General features: G+C 31.5%; 18 protein-coding genes and 2 pseudogenes. 9 read left to right on the top strand and 11 right to left on the bottom strand.

Annotation, left to right across the window (positions count from 1 at the left end):
• Positions 1-15 precede the first annotated feature (15 nt).
• The 3 genes and pseudogenes from ACY3IT_RS01390 to ACY3IT_RS01380 all read left to right on the top strand — a co-directional run.
• Positions 16-1236, top strand: a pseudogene (locus ACY3IT_RS01390) (DUF1156 domain-containing protein); the annotation flags it as partial.
• A gap of 19 nt (positions 1237-1255) precedes the next feature.
• Positions 1256-3802: a DUF499 domain-containing protein gene (locus ACY3IT_RS01385; RefSeq protein ID WP_463083007.1), complete on the top strand. Its 2547-nt coding sequence runs from the start codon at positions 1256-1258 to the stop codon at positions 3800-3802.
• A 349-nt stretch (positions 3803-4151) separates the two neighbouring features.
• Positions 4152-5339 (top strand): hypothetical protein, encoded by a 1188-nt coding sequence (locus ACY3IT_RS01380; RefSeq protein WP_463083006.1) that lies wholly within the window; start codon positions 4152-4154, stop codon positions 5337-5339.
• A 52-nt stretch (positions 5340-5391) separates the two neighbouring features.
• Here ACY3IT_RS01380 and ACY3IT_RS01375 read toward each other — a convergent pair whose 3' ends face one another.
• The 7 genes from ACY3IT_RS01375 to ACY3IT_RS01345 all read right to left on the bottom strand — a co-directional run bounded on the left by ACY3IT_RS01375 (position 5392) and on the right by ACY3IT_RS01345 (position 11908).
• The gene (locus tag ACY3IT_RS01375; protein ID WP_463083005.1) at positions 5392-5940 is read right to left on the bottom strand and encodes a DOMON domain-containing protein; all 549 of its coding nucleotides are present in this window, start codon (positions 5938-5940) and stop codon (positions 5392-5394) included.
• An 86-nt stretch (positions 5941-6026) separates the two neighbouring features.
• Positions 6027-6683, bottom strand: coding sequence for a hypothetical protein (locus tag ACY3IT_RS01370; RefSeq protein WP_463083004.1), 657 nt, complete (start codon positions 6681-6683; stop codon positions 6027-6029).
• Positions 6684-6699: 16 nt separating this feature from the next.
• Positions 6700-8058: a hypothetical protein gene (locus tag ACY3IT_RS01365; RefSeq protein ID WP_463083003.1), complete on the bottom strand. Its 1359-nt coding sequence runs from the start codon at positions 8056-8058 to the stop codon at positions 6700-6702.
• A gap of 69 nt (positions 8059-8127) precedes the next feature.
• A complete protein-coding gene (locus ACY3IT_RS01360) occupies positions 8128-9675 on the bottom strand; it encodes a hypothetical protein (protein WP_463083002.1) in 1548 nt (515 codons plus the stop codon).
• Positions 9676-9833: 158 nt separating this feature from the next.
• Positions 9834-11117, bottom strand: a complete 1284-nt coding sequence (locus ACY3IT_RS01355; protein ID WP_463083001.1) for a Y-family DNA polymerase — start codon at positions 11115-11117, stop codon at positions 9834-9836.
• Positions 11114-11560, bottom strand: a complete 447-nt coding sequence (locus ACY3IT_RS01350; RefSeq protein WP_463083000.1) for a LexA family protein — start codon at positions 11558-11560, stop codon at positions 11114-11116. The genes ACY3IT_RS01355 and ACY3IT_RS01350 overlap by 4 nt, the downstream gene beginning before the upstream one ends.
• A 15-nt stretch (positions 11561-11575) precedes the next feature.
• Entirely contained in the window at positions 11576-11908 is a 333-nt protein-coding gene (locus tag ACY3IT_RS01345; RefSeq protein WP_463082999.1) for a cupin domain-containing protein, read from the bottom strand.
• A gap of 142 nt (positions 11909-12050) precedes the next feature.
• On the opposite strand from ACY3IT_RS01345, the gene ACY3IT_RS01340 reads away from it, so the two are divergent.
• The 5 genes and pseudogenes from ACY3IT_RS01340 to ACY3IT_RS01320 all read left to right on the top strand — a co-directional run bounded on the left by ACY3IT_RS01340 (position 12051) and on the right by ACY3IT_RS01320 (position 15906).
• The gene (locus ACY3IT_RS01340) at positions 12051-13163 is read left to right on the top strand and encodes an iron ABC transporter substrate-binding protein (RefSeq protein WP_463083657.1); all 1113 of its coding nucleotides are present in this window, start codon (positions 12051-12053) and stop codon (positions 13161-13163) included.
• A 3-nt stretch (positions 13164-13166) separates the two neighbouring features.
• A complete protein-coding gene (locus tag ACY3IT_RS01335) occupies positions 13167-14189 on the top strand; it encodes a FecCD family ABC transporter permease (protein ID WP_463082998.1) in 1023 nt (340 codons plus the stop codon).
• Positions 14186-14938 carry an ABC transporter ATP-binding protein gene (locus ACY3IT_RS01330; RefSeq protein WP_463082997.1) on the top strand — a complete coding sequence of 251 codons (753 nt, stop codon included), beginning with the start codon at positions 14186-14188 and terminating at the stop codon, positions 14936-14938. The genes ACY3IT_RS01335 and ACY3IT_RS01330 overlap by 4 nt, the downstream gene beginning before the upstream one ends.
• Positions 14939-14949: 11 nt before the next feature.
• A pseudogene (tsaA, locus tag ACY3IT_RS01325) lies at positions 14950-15339 on the top strand (tRNA (N6-threonylcarbamoyladenosine(37)-N6)-methyltransferase TrmO); the annotation flags it as partial.
• 27 nt (positions 15340-15366) lie between these two features.
• Positions 15367-15906, top strand: coding sequence for an FmdE family protein (locus ACY3IT_RS01320; protein WP_463083656.1), 540 nt, complete (start codon positions 15367-15369; stop codon positions 15904-15906).
• A 22-nt stretch (positions 15907-15928) separates the two neighbouring features.
• Here the strand turns inward: ACY3IT_RS01320 and hepT are convergent, their stop codons facing one another.
• From hepT to ACY3IT_RS01305, 3 genes are all read right to left on the bottom strand, one after another.
• Entirely contained in the window at positions 15929-16351 is a 423-nt protein-coding gene (gene hepT, locus ACY3IT_RS01315) for a type VII toxin-antitoxin system HepT family RNase toxin (RefSeq protein ID WP_463082996.1), read from the bottom strand.
• Positions 16341-16778 (bottom strand): type VII toxin-antitoxin system MntA family adenylyltransferase antitoxin, encoded by a 438-nt coding sequence (mntA, locus tag ACY3IT_RS01310; protein ID WP_463082995.1) that lies wholly within the window; start codon positions 16776-16778, stop codon positions 16341-16343. The genes hepT and mntA overlap by 11 nt, the downstream gene beginning before the upstream one ends.
• 212 nt (positions 16779-16990) lie before the next feature.
• Positions 16991-17836, bottom strand: a complete 846-nt coding sequence (locus tag ACY3IT_RS01305) for an alpha/beta hydrolase family protein (RefSeq protein ID WP_463082994.1) — start codon at positions 17834-17836, stop codon at positions 16991-16993.
• Positions 17837-18029: 193 nt separating this feature from the next.
• Here ACY3IT_RS01305 and ACY3IT_RS01300 point away from each other — a divergent pair, with 193 nt between their 5' ends.
• Positions 18030-18626, top strand: coding sequence for a hypothetical protein (locus ACY3IT_RS01300; RefSeq protein ID WP_463082993.1), 597 nt, complete (start codon positions 18030-18032; stop codon positions 18624-18626).
• Between the two features lie 380 nt (positions 18627-19006).
• Here the strand turns inward: ACY3IT_RS01300 and ACY3IT_RS01295 are convergent, their stop codons facing one another.
• Positions 19007-19342 (bottom strand): hypothetical protein, encoded by a 336-nt coding sequence (locus tag ACY3IT_RS01295; RefSeq protein ID WP_463082992.1) that lies wholly within the window; start codon positions 19340-19342, stop codon positions 19007-19009.
• Between the last annotated feature and the right edge of the window lie 466 nt (positions 19343-19808).

Raw genomic sequence — 19808 nt, 5'->3', positions numbered from 1 at the left:
AAACTCTTGCTACCCAAAGTTATTCAAGCATCAGCCACAGAACTTCCCTATCCTGATAATTTCTTTGATGCTGTTTTTACTGATCCACCCTATTATGATAATGTGCCATATTCTTATTTATCCGACTTTTTTTATGTATGGTTAAAAAGAAGTATAGGGGATTTATACCCAGATTTATTTTTAACCCCTTTAACACCTAAGAGTAAAGAGATTGTTGCTTATTCTCATAATGAAGGTGGATTTGAGGCTGGAAAGAAGTTTTTTGAGGAGAATCTTAAAAAGGCTTTTCAAGAGATATATAGAGTATTAAAGCCTAATGGAATCTGTGTGATTGTATATACTCATAAATCTACCTCAGGTTGGGAGACTTTGATAAACTCCCTTTTAGATTCTGGCCTTGTACCTTCTGCATCTTGGCCTATAGATACCGAGATGAAGTCAAGATTAAGAGCTCGAGAGTCAGCAACATTATCATCCTCCATATATATAGTGGCAAGAAAAGCAAAAAAAGAAGGTATAGGTTGGTTTCATGAGGTAAAAGAGGAGATCAAAAAATATGTATATAATAAATTGGATCATCTTTGGAAAGAGGGAGTGAGTGGGGCAGATTATTTCATATCCGCCATAGGTTCTGCCATAGAGATATTTGGAAGATATGAAAAGGTGATGGATATTAGTGGAGATGAGATAAGAGCAGATAGGTTGTTGGAGTATGTAAGAGAAGTTGTTACTGATTATGCCATTCATAAAATATTGCATGATGGAATTTCAGCTTATTTGTCACCCCTTACTAGATTTTATATTCTATGGCGATGGACCTACGGAGAAAGTAAGGTAGAATTTGATTCTGCAAGAAAACTTGCCCAAAGTGTAGGAATTGATATTGAGAAAGAATGGAATAAGGGATTCATAAAAAAGGAGAAGGAGTTTATAAGGGTATTGGGACCTCATGAAAGAAAGATAAGTGATATAGAAGAATCAAATGAGCTTATAGATGCTCTTCATTTAGTATTGAATTATTATAGTGAAGGAAAGAGAGAATTAATAAAGTCTGCATTAAAGAGAAAAGGTTTTGCTGATAAAGAATATTTCTATATAGTTGCTCAAGCAATTTCAGAGACTTTACCCAATGATAGTAAAGAAAAAAGGCTTATTGATGGCTTCTTAGCTGGTAAGGAAAGCTATAAAAAAGATGAAGAAAAGATAAATATTGAGCAATTAAGATTTGAAAGTTAAAGAAAAGAGGTGAGTATTGGTGAGTTCATTAGTTCCCTTTGTCCAAATTGTAAGACCTCATCAAGATATATTAGAAGGGAAATTTACCTTAGATGTATATGCTGCAGACCTTTGGAGAGTGTATAAAGGAGACGCACCTTCAGAATATGTTGATCCTGTTATTTTTTTCCAAAAAACCCATATGACCCATGGACTTAATGAACTCATTAAAGTAGTGGAAGAAAGATTAGAAGGAAAAGGTAGAAATTCAACTCTTCAGCTTCAAACTCCTTTTGGGGGTGGAAAAACCCATAGTTTAATTGCCTTATATCATAAGGCAAGAGAATGGGGGGCAAATGTAGTAGTATTAGAAGGTACAGCTTTCGATGCAAAGGATGTAAGATTATGGGAAGAGATGGAAAGACAACTTACAGGGAAAATAGAGATAACAAAAGGTGATACATCTTGCGGTAAGGAAAAGCTTATTGAAATTCTTCATAAAAATGAACCTGTGCTTATTCTTATGGATGAAGTTCTTGCTTATTGTGTAAAATCTGCAGGGATAAATTTAGGAGAAACTACTTTATTAGAACAAACTATTGTGTTTTTCCAAGAATTAACTCAAGCGGTTGCATCCTCAGGAAGGTCTATGCTTGTGGTTACCCTCCCATCGAGTGATATGGAGCAATATGGAGAAAAGGGAGAGGAAATATTTCAGAGAGTATCAAAGATTTTTGGAAGAATGCAAGAGATTTTTACCCCTATAGCTGAGGAAGAGATAAGTAGCGTGATAAGGAAAAGGCTTTTTCAATGGATAGATGAGGATAAAGCAAAAATAGTTGTAAATGAGTATGTGGATTATTTGGAAAGGGAAAATCTTTTTAGTAAAAAGGAGGATTTGGAAAGTTATAGGAAAAAGTTTTTAAATAGTTATCCATTTAAGCCTGAAGTTATAGAGATACTTTATACAAGATGGGGTTCATATCCTAACTTCCAAAGAACAAGAGGGGTTTTGAGACTTCTTTCTCAAGTGGTTTATGATTTGAAGGATGAGAAGGTTCCTTTTATTGGACTAGGAGATTTTAATTTGAAAAATAATAGGATTAGAAGAGAGCTTTTGGAGCATATTGGGAATGAGTACGATAGCGTAATAGCTCATGATATAACCCTTGAGACGTCAGGAGCTAAGAAAGTAGATACAGAGATGGGATCATCTTATAGCCCATATAAATTAGGTACTAAGGTGGTAACATGTATTTTTATGACCTCATTTTCAGGGAAAAAGGATTCTACTTATAAAGGAATAAATATTAGAGAATTAAAGATATATACATCTCTTCCAGAAATTCAAAGTAGTGTAATAGATGATGTGGTAAATAAATTGAGAGAAAAATTATTTTTCCTTTCTGATGATGGTCTTTATTTCACCAATGAGCCTAATTTAAATCGTATGGTTGTGATTACAAAGGAAAATATAACTTATCATGAGATAAATGAAGAAGAGAGAAAAATTATAGAAAATTCGATTTCCAAGGATAAGAGTATATCTGTCTATATATTTCCACAATTTCCACGAGATATTCCTGATAATAAAAATATAAAGATTGTGATTACAAAAGATACAGATGAAAAAAAATTTAGAGAATTTTTGGAAAAACTGGGAGAAACCCCAAGAGTATATAGAAATACATTAATATTTCTATATCCTGATGAAAGTTATAGGGTTTCTTTTCAGGACTACATAAAAACCAAGTTAGCATATGAGAAGATATATAAAGATGTGAATATAAAACTTGATGAAAAGAGAAGAAAGGAAATAGAGAAAAAGCTTGAAAATTTAAAAGAAAAAGAATATGAAGAGCTAAGAAAATATTACAGAAACTTATATCTTCCTAATGGAAAAACAATTCCTAATTTAGGTTTAGCAACCATAGGTAAAAATAAGTTGGATAAGGAGATTCTTGAGTTTTTAAGAAGTGAGAGAATTATTTTTGATAAGATAACCCCCAATTATATAGAAGAGCGTTATCTTAAGGAAGAAGTTTCTACTAAAAATTTATTAGAGTCCTTTTATAGAACTCCCGGAAATCCAATACTTTTAAATGAAGATGTATTAAAAAATGCAATAATAGAAGGAGTAAAAATAGGTATATTTTACATAAAAAGAGAGGGAAAAATATATGAGGAACCAACTTTTGAGGATGATGAGGTGCTAACAAAAGAAAGGCAAGATGTGCAAGTCAAGGAATCAGCTACACCCCAAATAAAAGAAGAGGAGGAGGTTTATCCACCTAAACATCAGAGAGATGTAGAAGTAGAAAATCCTCCTTATGGGACATCTCTTTCTTCTTCAGAAACTTTAGTTAAAAAGTATAAGAAAATTTATTTAAGTTTTAATATAAAAAATAAAGGAAATTTTGCTTATATTTTCAGAGCATTGAACGAATTAAGCAAGAATTTTGATGATATAAATGTTCATATTGAAATAAGTTTGGAAAAAGGCGAGATTGAGGCTAAAGATTATGAAATTTTAAGGGAAGGTTTAGGGCAAATTAATGTAGAATTTGAAAAAGAAGAGACAGAATAATATTTCTTAAGATATTAATTATAAAATCGCCCATTTTTTATAGTTCAGGTATAATTTATGAAGAACAGACTTTAAAGCATTTTTTAATGAGGTATAAAAGCCCCTCATGCTAAGTAATTATTTATTATAGAATTACTAATTCTTAAATGGATGTGAATTTTAGCCTTGTTACAAAAACTACTAATACTGACCAATAGTTTATTTAATTGAATTTTTATTTTTTTATTATAATATTATTAAGGAGAAAGAGAAGTAAATTTTTGCAAATTTGGCAGATCTTCTTCATAACACAATTTTACTCTTTTCTTCTCTTTTTTTCTTCTATTTATAACAGAGGGGAGGGGTTTTCTTGAAAAATGTAAAAGTTTATCTCTTTATATTGCTCCTTTTATTTATTTCTGGATGTATGTCCTCAGGGACCAAACCACTCGAACCAATTATTTGGCAAAAGGTATTTGGTGGTGATTACTATGATTTTGCCTTTTCTGTAGATGTTTCCAATGATGGTGGGTATATTGTTGCAGGAAAGACATTATCCTATGGGGCAGGAGGTAGTGATGCTTATATTCTTAAGCTTGACGCAAATGGAAATAAATTATGGGAAAAATTTTATGGTGGTTCAGCTGATGACATAATTTACTCTATTTTACAATTGGATGATGGATCATATATAGGTGTAGGGGAGACCTATTCTATGGGAGAGGGAAATGCTGATTTTTATGTTTTAAAACTCAAACAAGATGGAGATGCAGATTGGGTAAAAAGTTTTGGGGGAATTAATGCTGATATTGCAAACAGTATAGCTAAGTTAAATGATGGGTATATATTGGCGGGATATACTACTTCCTTTGGAGCTGGAGGTAGTGATTTTTATATTTTAAGGCTTAATAGTCAAGGAGACGTAACATGGTCAAAAACATACGGGGGTACTCAACCTGAGTGTGCAAATAGTGTTAAGCCTACCAGCGATGGAGGTTTTATCATTGTTGGACATGTAAATAAAGGTAGTAACGACTATGATTTATATATATTGAAGCTTAAGGAAGATGGAGAAGAAGAATGGCATTTAGTTTATGGAGATACTGGAGATGATAGAGCTTTTGATGTAGTAGAGGTAGAGGCAGGAAAATATGTTGTTTGCGGATATAGTGATTCAAAAGAATCAGGAGACTATGATATCTATTTATTGGAAGTATTAGAAAATGGGAATATAGCTTGGGAAAGAAAAATTGGAGGAAATAACAATGATAAAGCTTATTCCATAGTAAAAACTGGTGATGGGGGATTTATTTTGGCAGGAGAGACTTCTCAGGAAAGCTTTAAAGATGTATATGTGGTAAAGGTTGATAGTAATGGTATAAAGGAATGGGATAAAAAATATGGGGGACCTTCCAATGATGAAGCAAGGTGTATAAAGACTACACCCGATGGTGGATATATAGTGGCAGGTGCTACAGCGTCTTTTGGACCAAGTGCATATAATTTTTATGTGTTAAAGCTTGATAAAGATGGAAATACAGGAGCTAATCCTCAGTAGTTAAGAATTATAGTTAAGGGGGGCTAAAAAGCCCCCTTTTTGTATTTTTATTTTAGTAGTTTAACTCTCCATAACCTCTTTTTGCGTGCATAGAGCTTGGATCATCAGAGCTTCCTAAAGCCCAAACGATAAGTAATTTCCCAGATTTTGGAAATTCTTTATCGTATTTATCTCCTGTTATTAGTTTTCTTTTGAATTCAATGTAGGTATATTCATTATCCTCCGTGCCTGCAAATTCTAATATGTTGTTTTTTCCTCCAAGTTTTTTATCTAATGTATGTGCTACATGTTTTTCAGGGGCAAAATAATCCAATACTTTTACTTCTTTGTCAGTCACATACCCTATTATATAATCTGCATTTCCAGCTTTTACTGTTGGTGCTATTCCAAGAGCTACATAGCCTTTTGTTCTTCCAATCATTAAAATATAGACTTCATCTCCTACAATTTTCCAAAACATCCTAAAATCACCATTAGAAAGATTAATATAGTTATTATATTCATTAGGAGAAAGCTTTCCATCTATTTTGGGAGTTTGTTGAGAATAAGTTAAAGTAAAGATAGTTAAGGCTAATAAAACTGATATTAATATTTTTTTCATAGCTCCACCTCCTTGTGGTTTATAATTATTTCTATTTAAATATAACTTATTTTGAAAAAAAGGCAAATTAAAATATTTTAACAATTTTACTTTACGATTAATGATACGTTATCAACTGCCCCTACAAAGTCCCAACCACTTCCACCAATAATAATCTCTTTTAGATATGGATGAGATACTATATTATTATAGATATCTTCTTCTATTAAATCTGCCTCAAAGTGATAAAAATCTCCACTTTCTATTTCTGTTACATTATTTTCTGGATAATTTATTGTGCTTCCTTTCAGTATAAAACATTTTTTATATACATATTCCTCATTGTTTTCGTTTTCAAATATTAGTATAACTTGAGCTGGATATTCTCCTCCTGCCCATCCATCAGAATCTAATTCTTGAAAGGAAATTAATATATCAAAGGATAATTTTAAACTTTTTTTATCTCTTAAATCGAAGTTTCCTAAGGATTGTTTAATTCCTACAAATCCTCCATCAGCTTCTGAATTTTTTCTTACCCACATAAAGTAGTCAACATATATTTGTGCTTCATAGTAGTTAGTCTCTTTTATATTTATTAATATTATTTCCCATGGTGTAAGTTCGTTAAAATTACCATTTTGGATTAGTTCTAAGCCTTCAACTTCCTCTTCTATAAATTCTTCTATTTCCTCTTGGGCAATTGAAAAGCCTATGTTTAAAAAAATTATGAGAATTAAGGATAAAATAAATTTGAACTTTTTCATTTTATCCTCCTTCTTATTAAAAATTTTTAAGTAGGTATTTTTCCTTTTCTGTTTTTAACACCCAATCGGTCAATATGAAAAGATCAAAGTATGTGTTGGTTAATTTTTTGGAAAGTAATTTTATCTCTTTCCAAGCATTTTTATACTCCTTTGGTATATCAGTTCTGCTTGATTCTCTTTGGGCTATTCTATAGGCTTTGAGGGCAATGTGGATCAAAGGTAAGCCTTCACTATCACTTATATTATCGTTTAGGAATTTGGGATTGTTTCTAAAGCCAGCTTTATAATAGATGCTTTTTTGTCCTTGTAGAGCATTTAACAATGATAATTTATTTCCTTGTAGTCTTGCAGTTTTTTCTTGATTTATTAAATTTACTAAGGCTTGATATTGGGAGTAGGAGGTAGAATATAATGAATTGGCTATGTTTTGGTAATTTTCAATAGTAGATTTTGCTTCTTGAGCATTTTGTATAGATAATGGTACTTTTTCCCATAATATGCTTTTGGTCCATTGTACGTATTCTACTGCCATGAAACCAGCACTTAAAACATCTCCATAAGCTGCTCCTAACTCTCCTAAAGCGGTTTTTTGAATTTCATAGATAACACTTGCAAGTTCTATTGTATTATCAATTATCCAATCATTTATAAGATCTAAAAAAGAGGATGGGAGATAGGCATCTGCTATTCCAGAAAGAATACTGTTTAAGGCTACATTGGTATAAACTTCATTTGGTTTTATATTCTTTATAGATTGGAATATTCCATTATAACCAAAGATGCTTTCTATACCTTGTTTCAATCTTATATCTGCCACACTATTAGCATAGTTCTTCCAATCATTTTCCGAATATAATCCAAAGATATCTAAGTCGCACCAAGGAGGAGATTCTACTTTTCGCCATCTTCTTACTTCTGCCATATGGGGTAGTTTTATAATCAGATCATTTTCTGGACAATTTACTCCACCTACAGATCTATTTTCTACAAAATGGATCTCAATTATTTTTCCATAATATTTGGAGGGGATATAGAAGATTTTGAAATTACAGCTATTCAAGTTTGTTGATGGGATATATTGATTAGCAATTAACTTTACGACACTGCCCTCTCCTTTTGCTTGTTTTGTTTGTTCATTATAGGTGTAGAACTCAATATAACAAGATTTTGACTTTGAGGTCATATAAGAGAAATAGTTATTTTTATTTGCATCACAGTAAAATCTTACATAATCTCCATCATGACATAAAATTCCAGCTTGATAAGGATAGGTTATTCCAGCAAAGGTTAATTCTGAAAAATTTTTTCCAATAGAAATAGTTAGGAGAATTATGGTAATTAGGAAAATATGAAGGAAATTAAATCTATTTTTCATATTTTTACCTCCTTTTTTATTAAAATTCATCCTAGTTATTCTTGAAAGATAAAAGGATATACTCTCTCTTTACTGCGATTTAAAAGTAATATTATAGTTCAATATTTTTACTCCTCTTCCCCTAAGAGGATCATTATTTTTAGATTCTGCAATATATGGAGCATGGTGATAAAAATCTACTTCGCAAGCAGATTCTGCAGCACCTAAACAAACTGCTCTTGCCTTTCCTTCTATGTATGCATATATACAGTAAGTAGTGTTTCCTTTTAAACGTATATTTCTAAAATCTAATCTGTATGTTCCGTTTACACATTCTGCTGCATCAATAGATTGATTAGCTACTTGTAAAAGAGTTACTAAGGCATCATAACCTGGTACAAAATATCCCACTAAGCCTCCATATGTGGTATAAACTGTGGATTGTAAATACTCTAACCAATCCTGGGAGGCTTTTTGCCATACTATTGCAGAATATCCAGGTTTATTTTGGAAATTATATGGATCTGGCCATTCCACTATTCCTACACCAACTTTCCCTAAATACTGAGTGTCACTTGCACCTAAAGGAATTGCATAATCAATTTTTGCAATTAATCCCTTAACATCTACTGTCATATTTAGATTGCAATTGTAAAAATTGTTATCAGGAGCATTAATTTGAATTTTTCTGTAAGTAAGTACTCTTAAATAAGAAGTAACATCACTTGCAGGCAGTTTTGCATAAGCATAGACCCATGCCTTCAAATATCCATTATCAATGGTGTATTTATATGTACCAGAGGAAATATCTGCTCCATATCCACTTCCAATTTCTGTATAACTTACCTGAGGGGGGATAGTAACTTGAGGTGTTGTAGTAGGTATTCCAGCAAATCCAAGCCATTGTACCCAAACGCTTTGGGCAGGTGTTCCATCATGTTTTATAAGGGAAAGTAAAAAGCCATCCTTTCTGTTATTTACAGCACCAGCAATTACACCAGGTTGTGCGGATAGTATATATGCAGGATCCTGTGGGAAAGGAGGTGAGAAGCTGATATTTACACCATTTCCGAGTAATTTTACTTCTCCTTTAAATCCATTAAGCTTTTCATCAGGAACAATAGCTCCCCAAAGTACCCACGCATTTTGGACAGGATTTCCATTGCTATCAACAAGGTAAAGGTCGAATCCAGTAGTAGAATTATTCATTGCCCCAGAAATTAATGCGTTACCTCCTATCTGTGCATTTGTAACAATAACTGGATATGTGGGAAGATTGAAAGAAATTCTCTGACCATGGCTTGCAACTATTATTCCACCTACCATTTTAAGGGATGGATTAGGTAGGAATGCAATCCACTGAACCCATGCAGAGGATACTCTATTTCCTGCATCATCCCTTAGAGATATCTTAAACTTATCTTTTTCCACATCTACCGCACAGCTTGATAACGCTCTCCCATTTATCTGAGCAGAAGTTAAGACGACTGGGATATCTGGGAATGTAAAGTTATAGCTTATAGTCTGACCATCTCTTGCAAATAATACTCCATACTTTGGTGTTATTGGAGCAGCATTTGTAGAAGAAAGAAATATAATGGAAAAGATTAAGAGGAATAAAAGGATGCATTTTTTCATCTTACCCCCCTCATATTGAAGTATTAAAGAGTTGATGATTTATAAAACTTATTTAGAGGGTGATTTATAAATCATAACTCTTTATATACATTATATTAAATCAAAAAATGATTTTTTGAAAGTGATCTGTATCACATTTCTGAGATTACTTAAACCTTTTACGCTTTGACAATGGGGAGCTCATTCCAAGATGTGGTAAATCTTCTTGATTTTCTTCTCTGCCTCATCCTCCATTTTTGATTTTCAGAAGGAATACCATTTATGGCAGGAAAGATTGTGTTTCTTCCGTATTTTTGGTTTATCTCGTCTAATGCCTTCATAAGTTCTTCATCTTTGCTTTTGGGATATGGAGTATAGAAAAAGTTTAATTGAATTTCTTTTTCCTGAGTAAGTCCCATTAGTATAACTCCTGCTTTTTTATACTTTATCCCCTCTTTGTATATTTTTCTTAATCCTAAAAGGGCATAGCTAATCAATTCCATAGTGTTTGCTGTAGGTCTTTCTAAAGGTATAGTAATCTCATTGAAATATTGAGGGGTATCTTTGAAGGGGTTTGAAAGGAGGAATATTTGGATGTAATTGGCAAGAGCTTTTTGTTTTCTAAGTTTTTCTGAGGATATAGTAATAAAGTTTGATATGGCGGTCTCGAGATCTTCAATATTTTCAATATCGCTTCCAAAGGATCTGGATGTAATAATTGATTTTCTAGGAGGTGGCATATCTTCAAAGGGTATACAAGATATACCTCTTAATTCCCATACAAGTCTTAATCCTATTATAGTAAGGAATTTTCTAATGAAACTATCAGGAAGATTTTTTAGTTTATAGGCAGTGTCTATTCCTTTACTTTTTAAAAATTCTGCATACCTTTTACCAATTCCCCATATGTCTTCTACAGGAAAATTTTTTAATATCTCATCTGGATCTTTTATATCCAGGAAATTAAATACCTTTTCATTCTTATCTTTTTTAGCAATTTTGAGGGCTATTTTGGCTAAGACCTTTGTGGGACCTATTCCTATGCTAACAGGTATTCCTATCCATTTTAATATGGTTTTTCTTATTTCTTTTCCTATGGATGTATAATCTTTGTTTTCTTCATATGGAAACATTAAAAATGCTTCATCTATTGAGTATATTTCTATGTCTGGCGAAAATAATGATAAAGTATTCATTACTCTTCTTGAGATATCTCCATATAAGGTGAAATTGGCTGAGAAAACTTGTACATCATACTTTTTTATTAGATCTTCGCATTTGAAAACAGGAACTCCCATTTCAATACCAATATCTTTTGCCTCTTGAGATCTGGAGATCACACATCCATCATTATTAGAAAGTACTACTACAGGTTTTCCCCAAGTTTTTGGGTTAAATATTCTTTCACAGGAGGCATAAAAGGAATCACAATCTACAATGAAGAATACATTTTTGTGTTTCATAATTTATGAATAACGTAGGTAGCAACACCCCAAATTATAAAATTACTTTCTTCACTTCCCACTTCTATAGGTTTATAGTTGGAGTTTTCAGGGTAAAGATATATCTTTTTATTTTTTATAATCAATCTTTTTACAGTAAGCTCTCCATCTATTACTGCAATAACTATATCGTTATTTTGTGGTTCTAAAGCTCTATCTACAATTAAAATATCTCCATCGTAAATTCCTGCATTTATCATAGAGTTTCCAGAGACTTTGACAAAAAAGGTGGCAGATGGATGTTTTATGAGGAGTTCATTGAGGTCTAAATATTTTTCTATATAGTCTTCTGCTGGTGAGGGAAATCCTGCGGGAACTTTTGATATGAATAAGGGAAGTTTTACTTCTTTCTCCTTTTTGTATTTGTAAATTCCTTCAATATTTTCTCCTTTTTTGATGGACATAATAATTCTCCGTTATTATTTTGTATATTTATCTTCTGGGATATATGGTACCTTTATAAATACCGCAAGAAAATCTTCTGAAGGATTGATAATGTTGTGTTCCTCATTTGCCTCAACTCTTACAGCATCTCCTTGTGTTATTTCAAATTTATTTTCGTCTACAATCATCTCGGCCTTTCCAGACAATACGTAAAATATTTCTTCAACTTCTTTATGGTAATGAGCTCCTAATTCTTTTCCTGGAGTTATTTTTAATATTCCCCACTCTAATTTAGGTCCTCTCATTAAATATTTTGGGCCCCAATCTCCAAACCTAAATTCCTTCTCCCTCTCGTTTACCTTTTCCACTATTATCTTCCCCCTCTTTCCTAATCTTTATATCAATTATAACTTAACTTCTTATAGTTTTTGTAGGTCTTTTTGTTTAAGATTGTCTGTTTTTGTGTTATAATTTTTCAAAAAAGTGCTACTTAAAATGGAGGAGGTAAAGATGGCAAGGAAGAAACTATGTTTTATGAAATATATTGCTTTACTGATTTTATTAGTATTTTTTCTTATTGATTTCACCTTTTCCCAAGGTAAATCAAGGATAGAAATTACAGATCTTTTAGGGAGAAAGGTAGAGATAAATAAACCTGTAAAAAGAGTAGTTGCTATTGGACCTGGAGCTTTGAGGTTAGTGAGTTATGTGGATCAGTTTAGTCGAATTGTGGGAGTAGAGAATATAGATAAAAAATACACAATAGGACGTAGTTATAATATGGCCTTTAGTGATATTATTGAAAGACTTCCAATAATAGGGCAAGGAGGACCTGATACATCTCCTGATCCTGAAAAGATCATCTCTGTAAATCCTGACGTAATTTTTGCAATCCAGCTTTTAGATAAAGATGGAGCAGATAAACTTCAGAGTAGGACAAAGATTCCTGTAGTAGTATTAAGTTATGGAACTCTTGGGACCTTTGAAGAGGATTTATTCAAATCTATAGAACTTATAGGCAAGGTTTTAGATAAAGAGCCAAGGGTAAAAGCTCTTATCTCCTTTGTAAAAAATACCCAAAGAAGTTTTACATTAAGGACAAAGTATATTAGTGATAAAAACAGGCCAAGTGTTTATGTAGGAGCTTTGGGATTTAAGGGGGCAAGAGGTATCGAGAGTACACAAGGTTTCTTTCCTCTTTTTACTCCTCTTTACATAAAGAATGTGGCTGATTCTATTGGTAAGAAGGGAAGTATTTTTATTGAGAAGGAGAAACTTCTTTTGTGGGATCCTGATATTATTTTTGTGGACCTTGGAAATCTATATTTAGTTAAAGAGGATTTTAGTAAAAATCCTGATTTTTATAAAGCTTTAAAGGCATATAGGAAACAAAACATATATGGTATCTTGCCCTATAACAATTATAATACCAATATTGATACCGCTCTTTGTGATATGTATTATATTGCAAAGGTAGTTTATCCTAAGGAATTTAGAGATATAAATCCTGTTGAAAAGGCAAATGAGATATATACTCTCTTCTTTGGAGAAAGAGGAAGAAATATTTATAAAGAAATGGAAAAAGCATATGGCGGATTTAGAAAAGTAAATCTGGAAGAGTAAAGTATGGAAAGAAAAGATTTAATTCAAGAATATAAGTTATACATAAATAGAAAGATATGGATAATTCTTTCTATAGCTTTTGGGATGCTTTTTATTTCCTTTTATGCCCTTAATGCGGGGTCCTATAGTATCTCTCTTAAGGATGTGATAAGGACTATTTTGGGAAGAGGAGATGAAAGGTTAAGAATTATAATTTGGGATATAAGGATACCAAGGATTATTGGGGCTGTTGTAGCTGGAATAGGTCTTTCTTTAGCAGGATGTATTTCCCAAAATATATTGAGAAATCCCTTAGCCTCTCCTTTTACCTTAGGAATATCTCAAGGAGCAGCTTTTGGTGCTACATTGGCCATAACTATGATAAGTAAAAATATACCTTATCTTGTTCCTCTCTTTGCCTTTTGGGGCTCTATGTTAGCAACTTTTGTTATTATTATTCTCTCCATAAACTATAGGGTAACTCCTGAGGCTATGGTTCTTTCTGGTGTTGCTTTAGGATCTCTTTTCTCTGCTCTTACTACAATTTTGCAATATTTTGCCGATGAAGTGAAAATAGCTACTGTGGTTTTTTGGACTTTTGGAGATTTAGGGAGAATCTCTTGGAGAGAGCTTACTATAATGACTATTTCTGTATTTCTTAGCTTTATATATTTTATGTTTAAAAGGTGGGATTATAATACTTTGGAAAGTGGAGAGGAAACGGCAAAGAGCTTAGGTATAAATGTGGAAAGGGAAAGAATTATTAGTATGCTTATTTCCTCTTTTATCTCTGCTGTAGTGACAGCCTCTTGTGGAGTTATTGGATTTATTGGCTTAATTTCTCCCCATATAATGAGAAGATTTGTGGGAAATGATTATAGATTTTTAATTCCGGCTTCGGGTATTTCTGGAGGGGTCTTACTTCTTCTTTCTGACACTCTGGCAAGAACTATTATATCACCAATTGTTCTTCCTGTTGGAGCTATTACTTCTTTCCTTGGTGCTCCTTTCTTTTTATACCTTCTTTCTAAGAGGTATAGAAGATGATTCTTGAGATTGAGAATATTGGGTTTAGTTATAAGAGCGTACCTGTTCTTAAAAATATATCTTTTAAAGTAGAAAAGGGAGAGATTTTATGTATTTTAGGGAATAATGGGGCAGGAAAATCTACCCTTTTAAAGTGTATAAACAGAATTTTAAAGCCTAAAGAAGGGGCTATATATTTGGACAAGAAGGATTTGAGCAGTATAAAAAGAAAGGATCTTGCAAAGATTATAGGTTATGTTTCCCAAAAGTATGATTATACAAACTTAACAGTATTTGATGCTATTCTTTTAGGAAGACGCCCTTATATTAAATGGGATGTAAGTCAAAAAGATATGGAAGTTGTAAGGAATATAATAGAAAGATTAAATTTGGAAGATTTGGCCTTAAGAAATATTAATGAGATATCAGGAGGAGAGCTTCAAAAGGTTATTATTGCGAGGGCTCTTGCTCAGGAACCTAAGATTTTGCTCTTGGATGAACCAACAAATAATTTGGATTTAAAGAATCAGATAGAGGTGCTCAGTATAGTGAAAGAGCATGTTAAAACTCAAGATATATTAGCTATTATAGTGCTTCATGATTTAAATCTGGCTTTTAGATTTTCAGATAAATTCATATTTTTAAAAAACGGTACCATATTTTCTTATGGAGATATAAATTCGATTAATGAGGAAGTGATTAAAGAGGTTTATGGAATACCTGTAATTTTAGAAAAGGTAAGAGGTATTCCTATAGTGATACCTATGTAGTAAAGGGAGGGATTCTTACGGAATTAAAACCTATCGGAATAATTCATAGTCCGTATAAAGAAAAGGGTCCTTTTCAAGGAAGATGGGCAAATCCTGTAGAAGAATCTATTATTGAGGTATTTCCAGAATATATAGATGCAATTCAGAATCTTCAAGATTTGAGACATATTATTGTTCTGTACTGGTGTGATAGGGCAAGAAGAGATGTATTAAAAACAGTAACTCCATGGGGACCTGAAGAAAAAGGAGTTTTTGCTACTAGATCTCCATCAAGGCCAAATCCAATTGCTTTTTGTGTTGTGGATCTTGTGAGAATCGAAGGGAATAATTTAGTTGTTAAAGGTTTAGATGCCTTGGATAAAAGTCCTCTTTTAGATATTAAGCCTTATGTATATGACCTTGATGCTATAAAAAGGCCAAGAAGAAAAATCTTTTTCAACGATCTTCTTTGGGATGAATGTGTATCTTTTCATGGGCATTCATGTCCTGGACTTGCTATAGGATATAGGGCAGCAGAAGCTGCTATTAAAAAGCTTAATTTGACTTTTTCAGAGGATGAAGAGGTGGTATGTATAACGGAGAATAATGCTTGTGGAGTGGATGCAATACAGTATATAATTGGGTGCACCTTTGGTAAAGGAAATCTTATCTTTAAGGATAAAGGAAAACAAGCATTTACCTTTTTTAGAAGGGATACCAATGAGGGAGTAAGAATAGTTTTTAAAGGAGGAAAAAGAGGAGAAGACAGAGATGAATGGACAAGGTATATTCTTATATCATCTTTAGAAGAACTTTTTGATTTTAAGCCTCCTAAGGACCCTATTCCTAAGAGAGCGAGAATATACCCTTCTATAAAATGTGAGATATGTGGGGAGATGGCAAGCGAAAGAAGTATAAGAATAAAAGAAGGAAAAATGGTTTGTTTAGATTGTTTTGAGGATTTAAGTAGCTTAGAGGGCTCACGGTAGAATACATTTGCCTTGCTATATATTACTTATTAGATAGCCAAAGAATTATACTATCCTTAAATTTTAAAAAATCAATTAATTCTTTCCTAAGAATATTAACCATTACTTCTGGAGAAATTTTATCATAGTTGTGAACAATGATATTTCTGAATTTAGCCATTTTTTCCAAATTTTTGAAAAGTGCACTATCAATAACTCTATTTTCATATAGAATTTTAAAGGTTTCACTATAGCTTGAAGGAACCCTCCATTTTTCATCAGAAATTATATGATTAGCTATGTCTATGCAAATTTCTATAAGAATTTGAAGAGTTCTCTCTACAATTCTTTGAATTTTCCAATCTTTCTCATAATTCTCAATGGATATATCTTTGAATTCTTCTAATTCTTGAAGATGCTCTTCAATTTCTGATAATTTTCTTAAAATCAGCTCTCTATCTACCAATGCCAAATCTCCTATAAAGAATTGCCTTCTCTTTAATAGAGAAGTCAAAATACTTTCTTAAAGTTAAAGATTCAAAAGAGTATCTAAAATTTGGATCTTTATCTACCAATACTTGTTTATTCTGTATAATTCTTGCTTTTAAAGGTAAAGGAGCAGTATTTAATACCACTAAATCAATTTCTTCTGTATTTAATACTTCTGATAAAGAAGTTAAAAGCTCTAATTTTATATCAAAAATGTCCTCCTCACTTTTAAAATCTTTTAGATATACTGCTATATCCACATCACTAATAGGGGTAATTCTTCCTCTTGCTAGTCCTCCAAAAAGATAGGCAAAGATTACCTTTGGATTCTCATCAAGAATCTTTTGAGCTTTTGGGATTAACCCCATTATATTTTCTGGAATAGGTTTATTTCCTAATCTCATATTTTTAGTTTAACATGATTTAAAAATGAAATAAAAATTAGATAGCTTTTGCTAATTCTATTGCTTTATCAAAAAATTTGACTATATAGTCCATTATATCTTGATCAATCTCATTTAGCAATTTACGATCAATACTTTTCTTAAACTTATCCAGTACATCCTCAGGTATTTTCTTATAGCCACCATATTTTCTTGCTAATTCCTCAAATTCTTTATTTTTTTTGTTTATAGTATCTTATAGCATTATCTGATAAATAAACAATATGTCCTTTATTATCATATATTTTTAAGGTAACATTTGGTTTATTTAAAATTTTGCATGCTTCGTAAATACTAACCTTTAATTTTACAGTGTCATCATCTTTACTATGCATAATCAAAATAGGTATTGTACTTTTCTTTATTCCATCAATTGCGGTTATGCTTGCAAGTTTCCCAAATCTTATTCTGTCAAATAAATTTGTATAGAAGGAAATGACTCTTCCTCCTAATCCATAAGAATCTATTAAAAAACTTTTTATCATTTCATGCGGAGAATTGAACCCAGCACATGAAACTACACCTGCGATCCTATGTGGATTTGATAGTAATGAGCAGACAGCATAACCACCCCAGCTAACCCCAAAAAGCAATATAGGAGTATTTTTAAAATCATCTTTCTCTTCAATAAATTTTAATGCATAATCAAGATCAATAACTGCTTGGGGAATGCCAATTTTAGATTCTCCTTCACTTTCGCCACAGCCAGTATTGTTAAATCCAAAAACATAATATCCTCTATTTGTAAAATAATTTATTTCGTTTATAAAATCAATATGAGACTGATCAAATCCATGAGAAATTACTATTATTCCTTTCCTTGCCTTATCAGCTTTCTTCCAGTAGATATATCCCTTTAAAATTTGACTTTTGTTTGACTTAAATTGCACACTTTTATAAGTTAAATGAGGGTAATTTTTTATAATAGAATAAACTCTATCATCCTTTGGTGTGCCTCTCTTAAAGAAATTAGCTATTAAAATTATTGTTCCTATTCGAAAGAAGAGAAAAAGTAGCATAAAAACAATATAATCATAATTTTCATTAATGTTTTCATTTTATCCCTCTGAAAATATTTCAATTTTATGTAAGAATACTAATATAATTTTTTTATGTAAAGTCAAGAATTTAGGAGGATTCCCAATAGGTATGAACATAGATATCAGTATAAAGAAGTAAGTTGAAAGAATAAAAAAAATTCACGATTTAATTTTGGTGATTTTAAAAGATTACATTCAGAAGTTTTACAGAAGAGAAGAAAAAAGAAAAACTATGGATTATTTGGAAGTTGAGCCATTAACTAAATGGCATTCTACTATGTTTCCAGAAGATAATAAGGTTATCATCAAAATTCCAATGAAATTAACAGAAGATATAGAGGAAGTTATAAAACAGCTAAGTGAATATGATCCTAATAGTGGAAAATTTCCTGAAAATTGGAAAAATTGGAATTCTTTTTTAGTTCATCTTGACAATCATCTATATACCCCGTTGGTCATCTGGAAGAAAGACAAAGAAGAAATTAAAGCAATTCCTGTAAAATTAAATAGGGGTGAGACAAAATTCATTAAAGATTTTAAAAATTTTTTGAATAAAAACAAACATTTACTTGGAAACACAGATATATTTTTACTTAGAAACCTATCAAGAAAAGGAATAGGATTTTTTATAAGCTCAGGCTTCTATCCTGATTTCATTATATGGGCTAAAAATGGAAACAAACAAAATATGATTTTTGTTGATCCAAAAGGTATTAGAAATTTAGGAAATTTTAATGATATAAAATTCAATTATGTGCATCTTATATAAAAGAAATAGAAAAGAAGGTAAATGAAAAAGTAAAAGGGAGAGATATTACTCTAATACTTGATGCTTTTATCGTATCCATATCTTCCTATGATGATATTAAAATGATATTTGGGGATGGCAACTATGAAAAGGTTGATTTTGAAAAGCACAACATAATCTTTCAAGAAGATGAGACATATATTCAGAAAATTTTTTCAAAATCAGGTGTGATTTAAAATTGACTGAAATCTTCAGTAATGTAAGAATTCGTCATATAACATCATAAATTCACATTTAGGTCCTTTAAAAGGAGTTTATGTGCCTTTGCTTTCTGGCTCTTAAATAGATCTTTTTAAGAATCATGATAATCATATTTTTAGCTTGATATTATTAATCATTCATTACTTAGAAGGATATGGTCCTGTATTTCCTTCTGCATCAAGTTTTATGATGTATACATCTTTTCCTCCTTTTCCAAATGAATATGTATATCCTGCGACTATATATCCGCCGTCATTTGTCTGCTGAATAGAATATGCTATATCATTACCACTTCCGCCATAAAATTTTTCCCATAATTTATCTCCATTTTTATCTATTTTTAAAATATAAACATCACTACCTCCTGCTCCTAAGGATCTTGTTCCTCCTACTACAATAAATCCACCATTTTCTGTTTGCCTTACAGAATTAGCCCAGTCATCACTACTTCCCCTATATGTTTTTTTGCCAAACACTTATTGAAACTTCGGATTCATATTTAGATGTTAAACCAGATATTGAAAGGGTAAAAAGAAAAAAGACTAAGAGAAGATTAATAATCTTTTTCATAAGCCTTCTTTAACCTTTTTTTAAACAAATTTGGAGAAAAGAAAATATAGCTGAAGTTGTGATTTATCTTTAACAATAAGCTTTTGTTTATATTCTTCTCTTTTTTTATTTTAAAAAGTTCTTTAAAAACAAGTATATTTTTCTTAAGCTAATAATCAATGATGAAATTAAATGAAAGTTTTGTATGGGAAGTGACAGAAAATTGAGAGATCCCAATTTGTTATTTACTTAATATCAATTTACTTTTTCAAAGACTCATGGGGAAATATTTTATTAAAAGGACTATCTTCATCTGCTACACTTATATCATTTATTGAAATAGCTTGAATTGTTATAGTTACAGATACTGTTTTTCTATTTTTGGGTAAATAA

It is taken from the genome of Dictyoglomus sp. GBS (genome assembly GCF_055179815.1).
The sequence above is the reverse complement of the archived record's forward strand: the minus strand, read 5'-3'. Positions and strand labels throughout refer to the sequence as shown.